Genomic DNA, 16723 nt, shown 5'->3' on the forward strand with positions numbered 1-16723 from the left:
GTCCGCCGCGGGAACCCCCGCCGCGGTCATTCGTGCGCCGGGTCGTTGCGCAGCACGAGGGCGGCGACCTGGGTGCGCGACTCCACGCCGAGCTTGGCGATCACCCGGCTGACGTGCGTCTTCACGGTGGCGAGCGAGATGAACAGCGCCGCGCAGATCTCCGCGTTCGACATCCCCCGGGCGAGGGCGCGCGCGATCTCGCGCTCGCGCGGGGAGAGCGTCGCGAGGGCGTCGACCGCGGCGCTGTCCGGCGGGCGGGTGTTCTCGGCCGCGAGCGTCATCACCCGCCGCAGCACCGCGGGCGCGAGGACGGGCCGCCCCTGGGCCGCCGCCCGGACGGCGTGGGCGAGCTCGTCCGGCGGCGCGTCCTTGAGGAGGAACCCGCACGCCCCGGCACGCAGGGCACGCACGACGTGGTGGTCCGTGTCGAAGGTCGTCAGGACGATGATCGCCGTCTCCGGCCGGAGCGCGGTCTCGCGCGCCGTCGCGACCAGCCCGTCGCAGCGCGGCATGCGCAGGTCCATGAGCACGACGTCGGGCCGGCAGGCCTCGATGACGTCGCGCGCGTGGTCCCCGTCGACCGCCTCGCCCACCACGGCGATGTCGGGCTCGCCGCCGAGCATCAGGCGCAGCGCCGAGCGGACCTCGGGCTGGTCGTCGACGGTGACCACCCGGACGACGTCGGACGACGGGCGGCTCACGCGGCCGGCCAGGGGATCGTCACCGACACCACGTGCTCGTCGGCGCCCGGACGGACGCTGACGGACCCGCCCACGGCGCGCGCCCGTTCCTGCATCCCGATGACGCCGAGGCCCGGTCGCGGCGCGCCCTCCCGCGGCCCCGCAAGAGGGTTGCGCACGACGATGGCCAGCTCACGGCCGGGAGCGCCGCTGATGGCGACGTCGACGCGCTGCCCGGGGGCGTGCCGCCGGGCGTTGGTCAGGCACTCCTGGACGATCCGGAACGAGTGCCGGCTGACGGTCGGGGGCAGGCGCTCGAGGTCGACGGCGCAGTCCGTCCGGGCGAGCGGCGTCTCGGCCACGAGCTCGTCGAGCCGGTCCAGGGTCGGCTGGGGCCGGTCGTCGTCCGACCGGCTCGGGCCCCGCGCGTAGGTGAGGAGCTCGCGCAGGTCGGCGAGCGCCTGACGGCTGCTGTCGTGCAGGGCGGCGACGGCCTCGTCCCGGTCCGCGGCGTCGAGGTCCGTCCGGTGCCGCAGGACGCTCGCGTGCATCGCGGTCACCGAGAGGCGGTGGGCGAGGGCGTCGTGCATCTCCCGGGCGATCTGCGTGCGCTCCTGGTGGCGAGCGCGCTCCTCGCCGAGGCGCTGCTCCTCCGCGGTCAGCCGGACCCGCTCGTGCAGGGTGGCGACGAGGTCCCGCCGCGCGCCGACAGCGAGGCCCGTGGCGAGCGCGACGGCGAGGACGACCGCGGTCGCGCCCACCGCGACCACCACCTCCCACCACGGCAGCGCCACCCCGACCAGGTCGATCCCCAGGGCGGCCACCGTCAGGACGCCGACGAGCCAGACCGCCGCGACCGGCGCCAGCTCGCGCACCCGGCGCCGGGTGGCGAGCGACCCGAACGCGAAGAGGGCCGCCGGCACCGCCGCGGTCGAGACGACGGCGAGCACGGCGAGCAGCAGGGCGACGAGGAAGGGCGCGCTGCGGCGCCAGAGCACGACGACCCACGCGGCGACCCCGAACGCGAGGTCGAGGAACAGGAGCGCGGCGAACCGCACGGGGTCGTCCTGCGCTCCCGGCGTGTCGACGCTGAGGGCGAAGTTGCCGAGGAACAGCAGGGCACCCGACAGGGCGACCGCGGCCAGGAGGCCCGTCTCGCGGAGGACCCGACGCCACGCCGGGCGCTGCGCGAACTTGCTCACCGGAGCACTGTAGGCACCGACGAGCCCGGCGCCCTGGCTGAGGACGGGAAATCAGACCGATGACCGATACCGCGGCACGAGCCGCCCGACCAGGCTCGACGCATGCACCCCTCGCTCGACGAGAGCCCCGTCCCGACGGCACCCGTGCCCGGCCCGCCGCTCTTCGGTCCCGTGCCCCAGCCCACGCTCGACAGCACGACCGCGACCACGTTCCCCTACCACCGGGCGGCCCGCGTCGACCTCCGCCCCGCACGGTGGTGGACCCCGCTCACCACGTTCGGCGCGACGGCGCTCCTCTACCTCGCCTTCCTCGCCCCGGTCGCCGTCGTCGCGGTCGCCTACGCCGTGCTGGTGCCCTACCGGCCCGGGCTGCCGATGCCGTCCGACGACTTCTCCGACCCGCTCAACCCGCTGGACTGGGTGATCGGCCTCGGGCTCATCGCGCTCCTGCTGCCCGCCGTCGTGCTCGGCGTGCGCTGGGGCGGTCGACGCCGCGGCACGATCCACTCGGTCACCGGACGGTTCCGGTGGGGGCTCGTCGGCAGCGCGGTGCCGCTCGTCGTGCCCCTCTACGGCGTCGTCACCGTGGGCGGCTTCCTGCTCCGGCCGCCGTCCGACCTGGCGACCCCGGCCGTGACCCCGGCCCTGCTGCTGAGCCTCGGGTGCGTCCTGATCCTCGGGCCGCTGCAGTGCGCCGCCGAGGAGTACGCGTTCCGCGGCCTGCCCCAGCAGATGCTCGGCACCTGGCTGCGCTCGCCGGTGTGGGGGATCGTCCTTCCGGTCCCGTTCTTCGTCGTCGGCCACGGGTACGACGGGGTGGGGCAGATCGGCATCGCGGCGTTCGCACTCTGCACCGGGTTCCTCGTCTGGAAGACGGGCGGGCTCGAGCTGGCCGTGCTCGTGCACGTCGCCAACAACCTCTTCCTGTTCCTCCTCGCGCCCTTCAGCGCCTCGTCGATGGAGCAGGGCGCGATCGAGCCGCTCGTGCTGCTCGTCGACCTCGGGCTCCTCGGCAGCGCCACCGTCGTGCTCGCGGTCTGGTTCTCCCGCCGCGAAGGGCTGCGGTTGCGCGAGCCCTTCTGCGGCCGGGTGCCCGCAGCGGGCGCGGGGTCGTCGCCCGGCCACTCCTCGGGGACCCCTTGAGGCGGCTCCCCTAGGATGCGGGCGTGCCCCGACGACGCCGTCCCGACCATGCGCGGATCACGTTCGCGCTCGACGACGTCGCGGGCGACGCGGGACCGGACCGGCACCCGGAGCCGGACCCGAGCCCGGGCCCGGCTCCCGAGGAGGCCACCCCGCCTCGCGCGGGCGGCGCCCGGCGTCGGCGCCTGCGTCTGGCGCTCGCGGGCGCGACCGCCGTCGGGGTCGTCGTCGCCGGCATGGCGGTCGTGGACGCCGCGTCGTCGCGCGGGTCGCTGGAGACGCTGCGCCGCTCCGTCGGGGGTGTCGAGCCCGTCGAGAGCACGCCGCGGGAGCTCTGGTCCACGGACGCGCAGACGAGCGGCGCCCTCGCCGCGCTGCCCGGCCTCCTCGTCGTCGTGCGCGACGACGAGGCGGTCGCCCACGACCTCGACTCCGGCGCGGTCCGCTGGACCGTGCCCCTCCCGCGCACGTCCCGCTGTGGCGGCGAGCTCGAGCTCGCGCTGACGTCCCCGGTGCCGGACGAGACGCTCGTGTGCGTCACCGACGACGTCCCCTCGCCGCTCGCGAGCCGGATGCTCCTCACGACGACCACCGGCGAGGCGGTCGACGGGACGGCGCCCTTCCCCGCCCCGCAGGTGACCGTGATCGACGCCGACGGCACCGCCACGACCCGGCCCCTGGACGCGTCGCGCGGCTGGTCGGCGCCGGGACCGGACGGCACGGTCGCCCGCTTCCGTCGCGTCGGCGACACGCCCGCCGCCCCGGTGCCGACCGACCCCTCGACGGGCCTGCCCACCGACCTGTCCGGGGGGCGCGCGGCCGTCGTCACGCTGGAGGACGCCCGGACCGGCGCCGTCCGCTGGGAGCACGAGCTGCCCTTCGTCGCCGAGGAGGGCGGGTGCGACCAGTACTCCGTCGCCGAGGACGCCACCTACGCCGACCTCGACGGCGGGACCGTCGTCCGCTCCGCCGGGCTCGTGGCCGTGCGGGGCTGCGGTGTCGACGCCCGGTTCACGCCCGAGGGCACCCGCGTCGACGACCCGGAGAAGCCCGCGGACGTGGTCGCGCAGCTCCCCGACGGCGCGCTCCTGCGCGCGGTCGGCCGCGGCTGGGCCGCGCCGGACGGTACCGGCGCGGCAGCCGTGCTCGAGCCGGACGGTGCCCTCCGGTGGGAGCCGACGGGCGAGGTGATCGTCCCGACCGCGACGGACGGGACCGCGGGCGACCTCGTGCTCACGCGCCAGGTCACGGACCTCGTCGCGCACGACGCGACCGGGCGCCCGCGCTGGGAGAACGCGGAGGTGAACTCCCCCGAGATCGCGTACGTCGTCGCGGACGGCGTCGCCGTCGTCCTCCAGGGCATGGGTTCGGTCCTCGTCGGGGTCGACGTGGAGACCGGGCGCACCCTGTGGACCCGCACGACCGACGAGCTGGTCGACGACGGCGCGGGGCCCACCGTGCCCTCCAGCATGCTGCACGTCGGGCAGGCGTTCACCGACGGCGCCCGCGCGCTCCTCGCCGTCTCGGCATGGGAGGACGACGAGCACAGCACGACACGGCTCGTCGCGCTCGACCTCCGCGACGGCGAGATCGGCTGGAGCAGCGCCTCGGCGTCCAGCACCCGGTACGCCGCGGTCCAGGGCCGGCTGCTGCGGCTCGACCTGGGTGACGACCCGACGGTGACCCGCCTGGGCTGAGGCGCCGGACCGACGCTCAGCGCGCGAGCCACTCCTTGCGCTCCGCGGGTGGCAGCTTCTCGACGGCGGCGCGCAGCACGTCGCGCGACATCGTGGCCGCCCGCTCCTCGAGGAACGCCCGCAGCCGCTCGGGCTCGACGTCGCCCGCGTGCCGGAGCATCCAGCCGACGCCCTTCTGGACGTACGGCTCCGGGTCGTCGAGCAGCATCGCGGACAGCCGGAACGTGTCGTCGACCTGGCCGCGCCGGAGGAACGCCGCCGTCGCGACGACGGCGGAGCGACGGCGCGGCCAGTCGGGCGCGCGCGCCAGGTCGTCGAGCACGTCGCGCGGGCGGTCGAGCAGCCACGTCCCCAGCACCTGGGACGCGGTGAGGTCCACGAGGTCCCACGTGTCGATGCGGTCGTGCCGACGCAGGAAGAGCTCGACGAGCTCCGCGTGCCGATCGACCGTCACGCGCCGGGCGGTCGCCGACTTGCCCATGATCGAGCACCCGCCGGCCCGCACCTCGTGGATCCGGTCCTCGAGCAGCAGCTCGATCTGGTCGACCGGCAGGTCGAGGGCGTTCTTCGCGAGCACGAACACGTCGCCCATTCGCACCCCGGCGACGTTGCCGTCGCCCGAGAAGCTCCGGGCGGACGCGCGGCGCTGGGCCGCCGTCGCGCGGGCGAGCAGGTCGGCCCGGAAGTCGGTCGCCGTCGTGTACGGCGGCATCGTCCCTCTCCTCTCCTCCGGGCGCGTGCCCGGGGTCCTGTCGTCGTCGGGCGGCCCGTGCCCCCGGCGGTCCTGCGGCTCAGCGCGGCGCCATGCGGATGGCGCCGTCGAGGCGGACCACCTCGCCGTTGAGCATCGGGTTCTCCACGATCGCGCGCACGAGGTGCGCGTACTCCTCCGGGCGCCCGAGCCGGCTCGGGTGCGGCACCTGCGCCCCGAGCGACTCCTGCGCCGCCTCGGGGAGCGACGCCATCATCGGCGTGCGGAAGATCCCGGGCGCGATCGTCATGACACGGATCCGGTGCTGCGCGAGGTCGCGCGCGAGCGGCAGCGTGAGGCCGGCGACCCCGGCCTTGGACGCGGCGTAGGCCGCCTGCCCGACCTGGCCGTCGAACGCCGCGACCGACGCCGTCTGCACGACGACGCCGCGCTCCTCGCCGTCGGGGTCGGGGCCGTCGGGACCGAGCGGGTCGAGGGCGAGCATGCGCTCCGCGGCGAGCCGGACGACGTTGAACGTGCCGACGAGGTTGACGTCGACCACGCGGCGGAACGCGTCGAGCGCGTGCACCCCGGACCGACCGAGGACCCGCTGCGCGAGCACGATCCCGGCGCAGCTCACGACGACGCGCGCCCCGCCCAGGGCGTCGGCGGCGTCCAGGGCCCGCGCGACGTCGTCCTCGCTCGTCACGTCCGTGGGGACGAACCGCGCCGCGTCGCCGAGGCCCTCGGCGACCGCCGCGCCGTCGGACGACGCGAGGTCGGCGAGCACGACGCGCGCGCCGGCAGCCACCAGGCCCTCCGCCGTCGCGCGCCCGAGGCCCGACGCCCCGCCCGTCACCAGCGCGACCGCGCCCTCGATCCGCATCTCTCATCCTCCGTCAGCCGTGCGGGCTCCGTCGCCCGCCCCGCTGACCGTACCCAGGTGGAGCCGCAGGTCGCGAGATCGACCCGCCCGGCGGCCTCCCGGACCGCCCGGGCCGGGCCTCGCGGCCGCAGGCGCCCGGTGCGAGGGGCGTCAGTGCGCCGGCATCTCCAGGCAGCCGCCGTCCGCGATCGGACCCCCGGCCTCGAGGGTCACGGCGTCGGGCGCGACGCCCCCGAACACGCAGCCGCCGGGCACCGCGACGCCCACGCCGACGGTCGTCGCGACCTCGCCGGACGCCGTCGTGCCCACGACCTGCACGGTCTCGAACCCCGCGGCGGCGAGCGCCGTCGCGACCTCGTCGGCGTCGACCGCCGAGCCGTCCGCGACCGGGTCGAGCGCGGCGCGGACGGCGGGCACCGAGCGGGCCGCCTCGGCGTCGCGCTCGGGCGTGCCCTGGCGCTGGCGGTACGCCTCGTTCGACGCGTCGAGCGTCGTCTCGCGCCCGGTCCCGGTGCCGGCCGGCGCGCTCGCCGGGGCGCTCGCGACCGACCGCTCGGCGGAGGCGCCCCGCTGGTCGGCCCACGACCGCATCCCGACTGTCACGACCGCGAAGTACCCGACGACGCCCACGAACGCGAAGATCGCGATGCCCACGACCACGCTGACCACCGCCCGGGTCACGGGCGAGGTGGTGTCGGGGCCGTCGTCCGGTCCCCCGTCGTGTCCGTGGCCCGGCCCGTCGTCCGGCAGCCGCGTCGTCATGCCCCGAGTCTGTCTCGCGCGGGCGCGGGAGGCCACCGAGATTCCGCCGCTCCTACTGCTCGCGCGCGGCGCGGACGCCCTCGAGCCAGCGGTCGAACTCCTCCGCGAGCTCCTGCGGGGACATCCGGAGCGCCTCGGCCGGGCTCGTCGCCTCCCGGCCTGCGACGTACAACCGGCGCACCATGTCGGTCTTCGGGGTCCACGGGCGCATGGAGGCGTCCCTTCTCTCGGCTGCTGGCATCGCGCACATACTTCAGCACGCCACGGGCAGGCTCGCGCGCGCTCGACCGGGGGTCGGGACGGGTTCCGCACGACGTCACACCCGCGGTGCGAGGATGGGACGGGCCCGGACGCGCCGGCGCCTCGCCCGAGGAGGTCCCATGAGCCTGTACGACATCCCGTTCGACGCCATGGACGGGACGGCGCACACCCTGCGCGAGCACGCGGACGACGTCGTGCTGGTCGTCAACGTCGCGTCGCGGTGCGGGCTCGCGCCGCAGTACGCGACGCTCGAGGCGATGCAGGAGAAGTACCGCGACCGCGGGTTCACCGTGATCGGGTTCCCCAGCAACCAGTTCCTGCAGGAGCTCGGCAGCAACGAGGCGATCCAGGAGTTCTGCTCGCTCACGTACGGCGTGACGTTCCCCGTGGTGGACCGCGTGCGCGTCAACGGCCGTCACGCGCACCCGCTCTACTCGGAGCTCAAGAAGACGCCCGACGCGGACGGCAAGGCGGGGCGCGTCACGTGGAACTTCGAGAAGTTCCTCGTCCTGCCGGGCGGCGAGGTGCACCGGTTCCGGCCGCGCACCCTGCCCGACGACCCGGCGATCGTCGAGCTCGTCGAGACGCACCTCCCCCGCTGACCGCGCCCCCTCCGGCCCGCCGCCCCCGCCGCCGCAGCCGCAGCCACGGCCACTCAGCGGATGACGAGCGCCGGGTGCCGCGGGTCGTCGACCCGCACGACGACGTCCGCCACGTCCTCGGGACGGACCTCCTCCGCGTACCGGCCGTAGGCAGCGAGCGTCCACGCCGCGTCGGGCGCGGTGCGGCGCGCGAGCGTCGCGGGGCGCAGGGCGAGGTGCACGGTGAGGTCGAGCGCGAGGCCGAGGCCCAGGCAGAGCGCGCCGTCGAGCACGACGACGAGGCCCGGCTCGGCCTCGACGTACGCGGCGCGGGTCGACCGGCTCGTCGCGGGGTCGCGCAGGCTCGGCAGGTAGCGGCCGGACCCGCCCGGCCCGACGGCGTCGAGCACCTCCCGCCGGAGCCCCGCCACGTCGACCCACTCGTCGAGGAGCGCGTCGGGATCCTCGCGCCCGCGCTCGAGGCGCAGCGACGCGGGACGCCAGAAGTCCTGCACGCGCACGCGCGCGACCGGCCGGCCCGCCGCGCGCAGCGGCGCGACCAGACGGTCTGCGAGGTCCTCGGGCCGCGTGGAGGGGTGGCCGTCGACGAGGAGGCGGACCGCCCGGGGCTGCTCACGCCCGGCGGCGAGCACGCGCTCGACGACCCGGTCCACGAGGACGTCCTCGCTCACCGGCTCGACGCGCACCGGCTCGACCCGCACCGTTCGACCCGCACCTTCGACCGCACCGCGTCAGGATGCCACGGGCGGCGCGACCGGGTCCGCGCGCTCGGCCAGCCACGCGCGCGGCGAGCGGCCGACCCGGTGGCTGAACGCGCGCGAGAACGCGGCGGGCGTCGCGTACCCGAGCTCGGTCGCGGTCCGGCTCACCGAGGCGCCCGCCCGGAGCCGGTCCTGCGCGACGGTGATGCGCCAGCCGGTCACGTAGTCGCCGGGCGGCTGCCCGACGACGGCGGTGAACCGGGCGGCGAACGCGCTCCGGGACAGGTGCGCCGCGCGCGCCATCGACGCGAGCGTCCACGGCTCCCCCGGCGCCTCGTGCACGGCGACGAGCACGGGCGCGAGGCGCTCGTCGGCGAGGCCGGGGAGCAACCCCGGCGGGAGGGCGAGGTCGTCGGCGTGGTCGAGGATCCACCGGAAGAGCTGCACGAGCACGACCTCGAAGAGCCGGTCGGCGAGGACGCGACGGCCGCAGCGGACGTCGTCGATCTCGCGGAAGAGCAGGTCGAGCGCGGGCTCGAGCCCCGCCACGTCGTCGAGCGGCAGCACGAGCACGGGCGGCAGCGTGCGCACGAGGGGGTGGGTGGCGCCGCCCTCGACGTCGAGCGTCGCGCACGCGAAGTCGGAGTCCTCGGTGGGCGCGTTGTGGAACGCGTGGTCGAGCGGGCGCGGGTAGAAGAGCAGGCTCGGGCGGTCGACGCTGCGGCGCTCGACCCGGCCGTCCGCGCCGACGTGGGTCATGTCCATCTCGCCCCGCCGGAGCACGTGCAGGAACCCGCGCCCGGGCCGCGCGTCGAACGTCGTGACGCCGCACAGCGGCCCGGTGTGGAAGAGGTGCGTCCGCACGCGGAACCGCTCGAGCAGGTGCGAGAGCCGGTCGACGGGAGCCATCACCCCAGGATGCCAGACGATCGGACACGTTCCAAGGACGATTCGTTCCCCGTCGTCCGACGCGACCGACCAGGCTGGACGACGTCGGCCCCGCCCGGGACCGGCGTCCCCGCACCCGGAGGAGATCCCCGTGTCCCGTGTCCCCCTCGTCAGCCCCGAGTCCGCCACCGGCCCCGTCGCCGACGGGCTCGACCAGATCCGTGCCGCGTTCGGCGGCGTCCCGGCGATGTTCCGGGCGGTCGCGAACTCGCCCGCCGCCCTGCAGAGCATGTGGGGTGCGTTCGGCGCCCTCGGCACCGGCACGCTCGGCGCGGCCGTCGGCGAGCAGATCGCCGTCGCCGTCGCGAACCGGAACGCGTGCGAGTACTGCCTCGCCGCCCACACCGCGCTCGGGCGCAAGGCCGGCGTCGCGCGCGGCGACCTCACCGCCGCGCAGGACGGCACCGCGTCCGACCCGCGCGTCGAGGCGCTGCTGCGCTTCGCGCTCGCCCTCGTGGACGAGCGCGGTCACGTGACCGCGCAGGACGTCCAGGCGGTGCGCGACGCGGGGTGGACCGACGAGCAGGTGGTCGAGGTCGTCGCGCACGTCGCGCTCAACCTGTTCACCAACTACGTCAACGTCGCGCTCGACGTCCCCGTCGACTTCCCCGCCGTCGGCCTGCGCCGCGCCGCCTGAGAGGGGCCACCGTGCCGTCCCGCCCCGCCGCACCGTCCCGCCCTGCCGCACCGTCCCGCCCTGGGGACCCGCGCTCCCCCGCGCCCGCCTCGCGGCCCGCGAGCGCCGTCGTGCTGGAGGTGCGCACCGGCGGGGTGGGCACGGTGGCCCACCGCGGGCGCGACGTGCCGACGGCGTTCCGCAAGCGGCCGCGCCTCGGCCCCGTCGCGGTAGGGACGGAAGGGCTGGAAGGCGACGCGCAGGCCGACCGGCGCGTGCACGGCGGCCCCGAGAAGGCGTTGTGCGTGTACCCGGTCGAGCACTACGCGGCGTGGCGCGACGAGCTCGGCGCGGACCTCCCGCCCGGCGCGTTCGGGGAGAACCTCCTGACGCGCGGGCTCACCGAGGGCGACCTGCTGCTGGGCGACGTGCTCACGCTCGGGACGGCGACCCTCCAGGTGAGCATGCCGCGCCGCCCCTGCTACAAGCTCGCGGCGGTCCACGGCCTCGTCGACCTCCCGGACCGGGTCCAGGCGTCGGGCCGCACGGGCTGGTATCTGCGCGTGCTCACGCCCGGCACGGTGCGGGCGGGCGCGACCGCCGTCGTCGTCGACCGGCCGGCCCGGAGCGCGACGGTGCGGGAGGTCAACCGGGTGATGAACCTCGACCGCGACGACCTCCCGGCCGCCGCGGCGCTCGCCGCGCTCCCGACGCTGCCCGCGCGCTGGCGCGACACGCTCGCGCGCCGGCTCCGGGGCGGGACCGAGGACGACCGGGCGCGGCTGCGGGGGCCGCTCGCCGAGGGTCCGTAGCGCCCGCCGCTCAGGGGTGGGGCGGCGCACCACCGTCGGATGCCGCGGCCTCGTCCCCGCGTGGCAGGCGGACGACGAGCAGGCACGTGTCGTCCTCGTCGCTGCGGCCCCCGGCCTGGTCGAGCAGGTGGTCCCGGACGGCGGCAGCGTCCGCGTCCGCCGGGGCGCGGCCGAGGGCCCGCGCGAGCTCCGCGACGCCCTCGCGCTGGCCCCGGGCGCGGGACTCCACGAGGCCGTCGGTGTACAGGACGAGCACGCTCCCGGCACGCGGTCGCAGCCGGGCGGCCGTGACGGGCCGGGGCGTGACGACCCCGATCGGCGTGGTGAGCGACTCGTCGAGCGGGCGGACGGCGCCGTCGGGCGTGCGGAGCAGGGGCGGCGGGTGGCCGGCCCGGCAGTAGACGAGCTCGCGCCCGCCGTCCGCGTCGGGCGGCCCGAGCGTCGCGACGACGCACGTCGCGACGTCCGCGAGGCCGAAGCGCTTCACGAGCCCGTCCAGGCGCTCGACGACCTCCTCGGGCGTCGTGCCGTCCGCCGCGACGGTGAGGAGCGCCGACCGGATCTGACCCATCGCGGCGGCGGCGTGCATGTCGTGCCCGACGACGTCCCCGACCACGAGCAGCACGCGGCCGTCGGGCAGCTCGATCGCCTCGAACCAGTCGCCGCCGACCGCCGCGGCTCCCACGGACGACCCACCTCCCGCGGGCCGGTAGACCACGGCCACGTCCAGCCCGTCGAGGGATCCGAGCCGCGGCAGCATGCGCTCCTGCAGGGTGTGCGCGGCGTCGCGCTCGCGCTCGTAGAGCCGCGCGTTGTCGAGCAGGAGGCCGATCCGGTGGCCGAGGTCCTCGAACATCACGGCGTCCTCGTCCTCGAAGAACCCGGGCTGCGCGCTGACCACGGCGAGCACGCCGACGATCCGGCCGCGGGCCCGCAGCCCGACGGACATCGCGGAGCCGAGCCCGAGCTCGTGCATGGCGGCGAGCTCCTCCTCGTCCGCGTGCGGCGAGACGAGGTCGGGCGTGACGTCGAACGGTCGCGCGAACCGCGCGCCGCCCCCGAGCACGTCGACCGCCGCGAGCGAGCGGTCCGCCCAGCCCGGTGTCCGGGACAGGCGCCGGGCGGCATCGGCGAGCGCCGGGTCGTGCGACGCGACGTCGGTGCGCGAGCGCCCACCCGGGTACGTCACGACGACCGCCCAGCACGAGAACACCTCGGCCACGGCCTGTGCCGCCTCGGCGAGCACGTCCTCCGTGCCGAGCAGCTCGCCCAAGCGCTCGACGAGCCGGGTGGTCGTGGTCAGCCGGTGGTTCGCGGAGATCGCGGCGTCGAGGGCCGCCTCGCGGGACCGCTCCGTCTCGACCCGGGCGGTGACGTCCGCCTGGACGCCGACGAAGTGGGTGAGCGTCCCGTGGTCGTCGTGGACCGGCGAGATGGTGAGCTGGTTCCAGAACGCCGTGCCGTCCTTGCGATAGTTCAGCAGCGTCTCGCCCACCGTGCTGCCGTCGTCGACCGCGGCGCGGATCCTCGCGACCGCCTCGCGGTCGGTGCCCAGACCCTGGAGGAACCGGCAGTTCGTCCCCAGTACCTCGTCCGCGGTGTAGCCGGTCGTCGCCGTGAACGCGGGGTTGACCCACACCAGCGGCATGCCGGGGGCGCGCGCGTCGGCGATGGTGAACGAGACCTCGCTCGCGGACATCGCCCGGCGTTCGAGCGCGACGGCGAGCCGCTCCGCCTCGGCCAGGGCGGCGGCCGGGGGGTCGGACGGGGAGGTCGAGGTGGCCACGGGGCGCCTCACGGTCGGAAGGCGGGCGTCCTGTGCTCGAACGCCCGGAACACTGTCGCACGCGGCGGCGGCCCGCGGGGACGCACCTCGACGCGTCGGTACCCGCTCCACCCGTGCGCGGGCCGGGTGAGCGCGGGGTGTCAGCGGGCCGACGCCGCCGGCACGAGCGGCTCGACGGCCTCGGCGGCCGCAGCCGCCCGGGGCGGCCGGGGCGGTGTCTCGTCCCTGCCCGGGCGGGTGGCGAGCAGCGCCCAGAGGATGCATGCGAGGTCGACGCCCTCCTGGAGCCACGCGCCCGCGAGCGCGGGGAGCCGCCCCGTCGCGGCCACGACCATGAGCAGCCCGGACAGGGCGATCCCGATGCCGATGGCCTGCCACGCGACCCGCACGGTGCGGCGGCCGATCCGCACGGCACCGACGGTGCGCGCGAGGTCATCCCGGACGACGACGGCGTCCGCGGACTCGGTCGCCGCCGTCGAGCCCCGTGCGCCCATGGCCATGCCGACGTCGGCCACCGCGAGGACCGGGGCGTCGTTCACGCCGTCCCCGACCATCATCACGGGGCGGTCCGGCAGAGCGCGGACGGCGTCGACCTTGTCCTGCGGGAGGAGGCCGGCGCGCACGTCGTCGATGCCCACCTGGTCCGCGACGTGCCGGGCGGTCGCCGCGCCGTCGCCGGTGAGCATGACGGTGGTCCGCACGCCCGCGGCGTGGAGGGCGGCGACGGTGGGGCGGGCCTCGGCCCGCAGCTCGTCGGCGAGGAGCACGGTCCCGGCGTACGTGCCGTCGACGCCCACGTGGACGGCGCTGCGGCCCGCGCCGGGCACGGGGACGCCCGCGGGTGCGCCCGTGGTGACGAAGGTCAGCCGACCGACCGCCACCGCGTGGCCGTCCACCGTCGCGCGGGCTCCCCGGGCGGTCTCCTCCGTCGCGTCCCGTGCGGCGGGCAGCGAGAGGTCCCGCTCCTGGGCCGCGCGGACGATGGCCGCCGCGAGCGGGTGCACCGAGTACTGCTCGACCGCGGCCGCGAGCGCGAGCACGTGATCCGGCGTGCGGCCGCCCGCGGGCAGGACGTCCACGACGACCGGCGCCCCGTGGGTCAGCGTGCCCGTCTTGTCGAACGCGACGGTGCGCACGCGCGACAGCTGTTCGAGCGTCCCGGCCGACTTCACGATGATCCCGTTCCGCGCCGCGCGGGACATGCCGGACATGAAGGCGACCGGGGCCGCGATGATCAGCGGACACGGCGTCGCGACGACGAGCACCTCGGCGAAGCGCGCGGGCTCACCGCTGAGCACCCACGCCACGACGGCGAGCGCGAGGGCGGCGACCGTGAACGGCACCGCCACGCGGTCGGCGAGGCGCACGAACGGCGCCTTGGACTCCTGCGCCTGCTTCACGAGCTCGACGATCGCCTGGTACTGCGAGCCCGCGGCCGTCGCGGTCGCCCGGACCTGCGCCGCTCCGCCGCCGTTGACCGATCCGGACAGCACGGTGTCCCCGCGCCGGTGCTCCACGGGGAGCGACTCCCCGGACAGCGACGACTCGTCGAGCGTGGCCGCCGTGCTGAGCAGGACGCCGTCCACCGGGACGACCTCCCCGGGCCGCACCCACACCTCGTCGCCGGGGCGCACGTCGTCGACGGGGACGTCCTCGAGCTCCCCGCCGGGCCCGGCCCGGTGGGCGACGCGCGGGGCGCCGGCGAGCAGGCTCGAGAGCTCGCGCCGCGCGCGCCCGTTCGCGTAGTCCTCGAGCGCCTCGCCGCCCGAGAGCATGAGACACACGACGAGCGCGGCCCAGTACTCCCCCACGAGCACCGTGGCCGTGACGGACAGGACGGCCAGCAGGTCGACGCCGTATGCGCCCGCCCGCAGGTCCGCCACCATCCCCCGCGCCCGGACCACGACGAGCACGAGCGCGAACGCCGAGACGACGACCTGCGCCGAGCGGTCCGGGCCCCAGGCCTCGAGCACGCCGCCGAGACCGCCCACCGCCACCGTGGCGACCACCCACGGGTAGCGCCGGGCGGCCTCCGTCACGCGGCGGCCCGGTCCGGTCATGCCTCCAGGGTCGGCAGACGCCGGGCACCGGCGGTAGGGCCGAACGGCCGCGACCGCACGGGACCAGCGGGCACCGTCCCGCGGGTCGGCGCGTCGGCGGGTCCGCAGGTCAGCGGGTCAGACGACCGGCAGGCGCAGCGCCTCCCCGAGCGGGACCGACGGGCCCTGGAACGGCACGACGTCCTGCTCGCACGTGGCGCCGTCGGTGGCGTCGAGGTCCACGAGGTACCGCGCGACGGCGCCGTCCGCGCACGCGCTCTTGCCGATGATCGTGTGGCCCCAGCCCTCGACGGTGAGCACGCGGGCGTCGGGCCAGCGGTCGGCGTAGGGCTGCGTGAACCCGTACGGCGTCGCGGGGTCGAACCGGGTGCCGACCACGAGGACGGGAGCCTCCGTCGTCTGGTCCCACGGGCCCGTGAACGCGTCGCGGTCCTCGACGGGCACGAACTCGCACTGGACGCCCACCCAGCCGCGGAAGCGCCCGAAGTGCGGGTACTGCGCGTCGAGCGCGTCGACCTTCGCGGGGTACTGCCACGGCCGGCCGGGGGCCGTCGTGTCGACGCACAGGCTCGCGAGCGCGCCGCCGACGGACGCGTAGTCCTCGGCGAACCCGGCGCGGCGGAGCAGCTCCCCGAGCGAGGGCAGGGCACCGAGCGTGCGCTGGCGGTCCGCGGCCGCGGGCGGCTCGACGGCGCCGCTCAGCACCGCGAGCGACGCGAGCGTGAGGTCGAGGTCGCCCCACGCGGCGGGCTCGTACAGGTACTGGAAGACGAGCGCCACCGTGTCCGGGTACCCGACGCGCACGCTCGTGCCGTCGGGGAGCGGCACGTCGACGGGCGCCTCGCGGAGCGCGGCGTAGGTCGCCTCGACGACGTCGGCCGGGTCGCCGAGCGACGCGAGCGCGCACGCCGACGGCCCCGCCTCCGCGCACAGCCGCGTGAACTCGCCGAACGTCTCGGTCGCGCCGGCGGCCTGCCCGATCCGGGCGCCGATCAGCTCGCGCGACCCGACGCCCGACCACGCGTCGACGTCCATCGTGCCGTCGAGCACGAGGGCGCGGACGCGGTCCGGGAACAGCGCCCCGTACGTCGCGCCGAGCACCGTGCCGTAGGAGTACCCCACGTAGCTGAGCTGCTCGTCGCCCACGGCCTGGCGCAGCAGGTCCATGTCGCGCGCGACGTTCGCCGTCGACGCGTGCGCGATCCGGTCGCCCGAGAACAGCGTGCACGACGCCCCGAAGGCCGCCATCTGGCCGAGGTAGCGCGCCTCCTCGCGGTCGGCCACGGGGAACGCGGGCAGGCCCGCGAGGAACGCGTTCTCCCGCTCCTGGTCGCGGAAGCACGTCGCGGGGTCGGACGTCCCGACGGCGCGCGGGTCGAACCCGATGACGTCGAACCGCGCGAGCACGTCGTCGTCGAAGAGCGAGCCCCCGAGCAGGTGCAGCGTCTCGACACCCGGGCCGCCGGGGCCGCCGAAGTTGGTGAACAGGCTCCCGATCCGCTGCTCGGGGTCGGACGCCGGGAGCCGCGTCAGGCCGATGGTCGTCGTGCGGCCGTGAGGGCGGTCGTAGTCGGTCGGCACCTGCGCCGTCGCGCACTCGAACGCCTCGAGGCCGTCGCCGTCGCAGGGGCCCCACGCGATCTCGGGCACGGGTGCCTCGACCTGGGCGGCCGTCGTCGTGGCGGGTCCGGTGCGGGCCGACGCCGTGGCGGCACTGGTGCGGGCTGGCTCACCCCCCGGGCCCGCGACGGCCGCGGCGGGGACCCCGCCGAGCAGGAGGACCGCCGCCAGCGACGAGGCGGCGGCGCGGACGGTTCGTGTCGTCATCGATCGCGAAGTCATCGCTCCCCATCCGACCACGGGCCCGCGGAGAGCG

16 protein-coding genes are annotated in these 16723 nt (G+C 76.5%); 5 read left to right on the forward strand and 11 right to left on the reverse strand.

The features are described from left to right. Positions 1-26 precede the first annotated feature (26 nt). Together MT994_RS01955 and MT994_RS01960 are read right to left on the reverse strand one after the other, a co-directional pair. On the reverse strand, positions 27-701 hold the full coding sequence (locus MT994_RS01955; RefSeq protein WP_354804887.1) for a response regulator transcription factor: 675 nt from the start codon (positions 699-701) through the stop codon (positions 27-29). Further along, entirely contained in the window at positions 698-1882 is a 1185-nt protein-coding gene (locus MT994_RS01960; protein WP_354804889.1) for a histidine kinase, read from the reverse strand. The genes MT994_RS01955 and MT994_RS01960 overlap by 4 nt, the downstream gene beginning before the upstream one ends. Positions 1883-1984: 102 nt before the next feature. Here MT994_RS01960 and MT994_RS01965 point away from each other — a divergent pair, with 102 nt between their 5' ends. After that, entirely contained in the window at positions 1985-3025 is a 1041-nt protein-coding gene (locus tag MT994_RS01965) for a CPBP family intramembrane glutamic endopeptidase (protein ID WP_354804890.1), read from the forward strand. A gap of 23 nt (positions 3026-3048) precedes the next feature. Further along, positions 3049-4722, forward strand: coding sequence for a PQQ-binding-like beta-propeller repeat protein (locus tag MT994_RS01970; RefSeq protein WP_354804891.1), 1674 nt, complete (start codon positions 3049-3051; stop codon positions 4720-4722). 16 nt (positions 4723-4738) lie between these two features. Here MT994_RS01970 and MT994_RS01975 read toward each other — a convergent pair whose 3' ends face one another. The 4 genes from MT994_RS01975 to MT994_RS01990 all read right to left on the reverse strand — a co-directional run bounded on the left by MT994_RS01975 (position 4739) and on the right by MT994_RS01990 (position 7272). Continuing rightward, entirely contained in the window at positions 4739-5434 is a 696-nt protein-coding gene (locus MT994_RS01975) for a DNA alkylation repair protein (protein ID WP_354804892.1), read from the reverse strand. Positions 5435-5513: 79 nt separating this feature from the next. Beyond that, positions 5514-6299: an SDR family NAD(P)-dependent oxidoreductase gene (locus MT994_RS01980; protein WP_085387013.1), complete on the reverse strand. Its 786-nt coding sequence runs from the start codon at positions 6297-6299 to the stop codon at positions 5514-5516. A gap of 150 nt (positions 6300-6449) precedes the next feature. Beyond that, complete coding sequence (locus MT994_RS01985) at positions 6450-7061, reverse strand: hypothetical protein (protein WP_354804894.1); 612 nt, start codon at positions 7059-7061, stop codon at positions 6450-6452. 52 nt (positions 7062-7113) lie between these two features. After that, complete coding sequence (locus tag MT994_RS01990) at positions 7114-7272, reverse strand: hypothetical protein (RefSeq protein ID WP_021483806.1); 159 nt, start codon at positions 7270-7272, stop codon at positions 7114-7116. 169 nt (positions 7273-7441) lie between these two features. Here MT994_RS01990 and MT994_RS01995 point away from each other — a divergent pair, with 169 nt between their 5' ends. Further along, positions 7442-7924 carry a glutathione peroxidase gene (locus MT994_RS01995; protein WP_021483807.1) on the forward strand — a complete coding sequence of 161 codons (483 nt, stop codon included), beginning with the start codon at positions 7442-7444 and terminating at the stop codon, positions 7922-7924. A 53-nt stretch (positions 7925-7977) separates the two neighbouring features. Here MT994_RS01995 and MT994_RS02000 read toward each other — a convergent pair whose 3' ends face one another. Both MT994_RS02000 and MT994_RS02005 read right to left on the reverse strand, forming a co-directional pair. Further along, the gene (locus MT994_RS02000; protein WP_354804896.1) at positions 7978-8625 is read right to left on the reverse strand and encodes a uridine kinase; all 648 of its coding nucleotides are present in this window, start codon (positions 8623-8625) and stop codon (positions 7978-7980) included. Between the two features lie 30 nt (positions 8626-8655). Next, positions 8656-9534, reverse strand: a complete 879-nt coding sequence (locus MT994_RS02005) for an AraC family transcriptional regulator (protein WP_144679386.1) — start codon at positions 9532-9534, stop codon at positions 8656-8658. Between the two features lie 130 nt (positions 9535-9664). Between MT994_RS02005 and MT994_RS02010 the strand changes: the two genes are divergently transcribed. Together MT994_RS02010 and MT994_RS02015 are read left to right on the forward strand one after the other, a co-directional pair. Continuing rightward, entirely contained in the window at positions 9665-10210 is a 546-nt protein-coding gene (locus MT994_RS02010) for a peroxidase-related enzyme (protein ID WP_354804898.1), read from the forward strand. An 11-nt stretch (positions 10211-10221) separates the two neighbouring features. Continuing rightward, entirely contained in the window at positions 10222-11001 is a 780-nt protein-coding gene (locus MT994_RS02015) for an MOSC domain-containing protein (RefSeq protein ID WP_354804900.1), read from the forward strand. Positions 11002-11011: 10 nt separating this feature from the next. On the opposite strand, the gene MT994_RS02020 is transcribed toward MT994_RS02015, so the two are convergent. The 3 genes from MT994_RS02020 to MT994_RS02030 all read right to left on the reverse strand — a co-directional run bounded on the left by MT994_RS02020 (position 11012) and on the right by MT994_RS02030 (position 16674). Then, a complete protein-coding gene (locus MT994_RS02020) occupies positions 11012-12787 on the reverse strand; it encodes a SpoIIE family protein phosphatase (protein WP_354804902.1) in 1776 nt (591 codons plus the stop codon). Positions 12788-12927: 140 nt separating this feature from the next. Continuing rightward, complete coding sequence (locus MT994_RS02025; protein WP_354804903.1) at positions 12928-14847, reverse strand: heavy metal translocating P-type ATPase; 1920 nt, start codon at positions 14845-14847, stop codon at positions 12928-12930. A gap of 117 nt (positions 14848-14964) precedes the next feature. Next, a complete protein-coding gene (locus MT994_RS02030; protein WP_354804905.1) occupies positions 14965-16674 on the reverse strand; it encodes an alpha/beta hydrolase in 1710 nt (569 codons plus the stop codon). Between the last annotated feature and the right edge of the window lie 49 nt (positions 16675-16723).

Source organism: Cellulosimicrobium sp. MI9406, from assembly GCF_040595865.1.
In the GTDB taxonomy this organism is placed as follows: Bacteria; Actinomycetota; Actinomycetes; order Actinomycetales; family Cellulomonadaceae; genus Cellulosimicrobium; species Cellulosimicrobium funkei.

Excerpts from the sequence above, each read along its gene's own strand:
- MT994_RS01980 (WP_085387013.1), bottom strand. The coding sequence starts at position 6,299 with ATGCGGATCGAGGGCGCGGTCGCGCTGGTGACGGGCGGGGCGTCGGGC.
- MT994_RS01965 (WP_354804890.1), top strand. The coding sequence starts at position 1,985 with ATGCACCCCTCGCTCGACGAGAGCCCCGTCCCGACGGCACCCGTGCCC.
- MT994_RS01990 (WP_021483806.1), bottom strand. The coding sequence starts at position 7,272 with ATGCGCCCGTGGACCCCGAAGACCGACATGGTGCGCCGGTTGTACGTC.
- MT994_RS01985 (WP_354804894.1), bottom strand. The coding sequence starts at position 7,061 with ATGACGACGCGGCTGCCGGACGACGGGCCGGGCCACGGACACGACGGG.
- MT994_RS01995 (WP_021483807.1), top strand. The coding sequence starts at position 7,442 with ATGAGCCTGTACGACATCCCGTTCGACGCCATGGACGGGACGGCGCAC.
- MT994_RS02025 (WP_354804903.1), bottom strand. The coding sequence starts at position 14,847 with ATGACCGGACCGGGCCGCCGCGTGACGGAGGCCGCCCGGCGCTACCCG.
- MT994_RS01975 (WP_354804892.1), bottom strand. The coding sequence starts at position 5,434 with ATGCCGCCGTACACGACGGCGACCGACTTCCGGGCCGACCTGCTCGCC.
- MT994_RS02005 (WP_144679386.1), bottom strand. The coding sequence starts at position 9,534 with ATGGCTCCCGTCGACCGGCTCTCGCACCTGCTCGAGCGGTTCCGCGTG.
- MT994_RS02030 (WP_354804905.1), bottom strand. The coding sequence starts at position 16,674 with ATGACGACACGAACCGTCCGCGCCGCCGCCTCGTCGCTGGCGGCGGTC.